We start from the raw sequence: 2041 nt of genomic DNA, 5'->3' as shown, positions 1-2041 counted from the left end.
TGATCTCGACGATAGCCTTCTTGCCCTCTTTGATAGCGGACGACTTGACTATCGTTCGTATTGCCTTGGCAATCCGACCCTGCTTGCCAATTACTTTGCCGATGTCATCGGGCGCAACATGCAACTGCAAGATAATTGATTTCTCGCCTTCAACGACAGTAACGTTCACTTTGTCCGGCTCGTCCACAACAGCTTTAGCCAGCAGCTCTAACAGCTCTTTCACTAGGATACCCCCTGCATGCTACTACTTATCTACCCAAGAACACCAGCGATTTTTAGTAAATTTTTAACCTGCTCGGTCGGCTGCGCACCATTTTTTAACCACGCAGAGGCCTTTTCGTTATCGATTTCGATAGTCGAAGGGTCGGTCTGAGGATTATATCTACCTATGATCTCGATGAACCTGCCATCCCTCGGCGCCCTTGAATCTGCTACTACAACCCTGTAATGAGGATTTTTCTTGCCACCTACACGAGAAAGACGAATTTTTACCGCCAAATTGTCACCTCCTTTGCTATTGCCATAAACAACTATCTTTAAACCTGGTAAAAGCAGGTTCAGCTGCTCGTATTACCCAACCGGTCTATCTTATCCAAAGAACGGGAACCCGCCGCCGAAGCCGCCTTTGGGCATTTTCATTTTGCCCTGCATGCTCCCAAACTGCTTAAGCATTTTCTTTGTTTGGTTGAACTGCTTAAGCAACTGGTTTACCTCATGCGTATCGGTACCGCTTCCCCTTGCGATGCGCTCGCGCCGGCTTCCATTGATAAGGTTAGGGTTGCGGCGCTCGTCGCTTGTCATCGACTGGATGATCGCCTTTATCCTGGCCATATCTTTATCGCTTACCTGGATATCCTTCGGCAGCTTTCCCATACCAGGGATCATCTTGATAAGCTGGTTGATCGGGCCCATCTGCTGCATCTGCTCCATCTGCCCGAGGAAGTCCTCGAACGTGAATTCGGCCTTGCGCAGCTTCTCTTCCATCTCGCGGGCCTTTTTCTCATCGACCGTGGCCTGTGCCCTTTCGATGAGGGTAAGGATATCGCCCATACCAAGGATTCGGGAGGCCATGCGGTCTGGATGGAACGGCTCGAGGCTGTCCATTTTCTCGCCGACGCTGACGAGTTTGATCGGCTTTCCGGTTACCGCTTTGACGGAGAGGGCGGCGCCACCGCGCGCATCGCCGTCGAGCTTGGTCATAACGATACCGTCGAAATCGAGCTTCTCGCGGAACGATTGCGCTACGTTAACGGCATCCTGGCCGGTCATGGCATCCACAACGAGCAGAATCTGATGGGGCTTAAGTTCGGCCTTGATCTCCTCGAGTTCGTGCATCATCTGTTCATCGATATGCAGGCGGCCCGCGGTATCTATTATAACTATGTCCGACCCGTTCTGGTTGCCGGCCTTAATGCCGGCGCGTGCAATCGTGAGCGGCGGCGTCTTTGGATCGTCGCTGTAGAACGGGATATTATTCTCGTCTGCTAAGGTCTTTAACTGGTCGATAGCGGCCGGGCGATACACATCGGCACCGATAAGAAACGGCCTTCTACCGGTCGACCTCAGGTGGTGCGCTAGTTTTGCCGCAGTCGTCGTTTTACCCGAGCCCTGCAGGCCCACCAGCATGATTACTGTCGGCGGCCTGGGGGCAAAGCTGAGCTTGCTCTCAGTAGAGCCCATAAGCGCGGTGAGCTCTTCGTTGACGATCTTGATAACCTGCTGCGCCGGGGTCAGGCTCTCAAGCACCTCGACACCGATGGAGCGCTCTTTGACTTTAGCGATAAAGTCTTTGACCACTTTGTAGTTGACGTCGGCTTCCAGCAATGCAAGGCGGACCTCGCGCATGGCGACGTCGACGTCTTTCTCGGTAAGCTTACCGCGTGATTTTAATTTGCTAAATATATCTTGTAGCCTGCTTGACAGGTTATCGAACACTATTCTTCACTACTTTTTACATAATAAAATTTGACTGGGAATATATTCCCAGCCTTGTAAATATTATACCAGGTAATCTATACTGTCAAGCTGCGCCAGGCCGCAG

3 protein-coding genes are annotated in these 2041 nt (G+C 51.6%); all 3 read right to left on the bottom strand.

Going from position 1 to position 2041, the window contains the following annotated elements; all coding sequences use genetic code 11:
* Positions 1-223: KH domain-containing protein (locus tag COY37_RS09670; protein WP_286977396.1), on the bottom strand; the 223-nt coding region annotated here is incomplete at its 3' end.
* Positions 224-252: 29 nt separating this feature from the next.
* A complete protein-coding gene (gene rpsP, locus COY37_RS09665) occupies positions 253-498 on the bottom strand; it encodes a 30S ribosomal protein S16 (protein WP_286679267.1) in 246 nt (81 codons plus the stop codon).
* Between the two features lie 90 nt (positions 499-588).
* Positions 589-1938 (bottom strand): signal recognition particle protein, encoded by a 1350-nt coding sequence (ffh, locus tag COY37_RS09660; RefSeq protein WP_353683019.1) that lies wholly within the window; start codon positions 1936-1938, stop codon positions 589-591.
* Between the last annotated feature and the right edge of the window lie 103 nt (positions 1939-2041).

The organism is Candidatus Aquicultor secundus (genome assembly GCF_002791875.1).
Lineage (GTDB): Bacteria > Actinomycetota > Aquicultoria > Aquicultorales > Aquicultoraceae > Aquicultor_A > Aquicultor_A secundus.
This window is presented reverse-complemented; position numbering and strand designations above follow the sequence as displayed.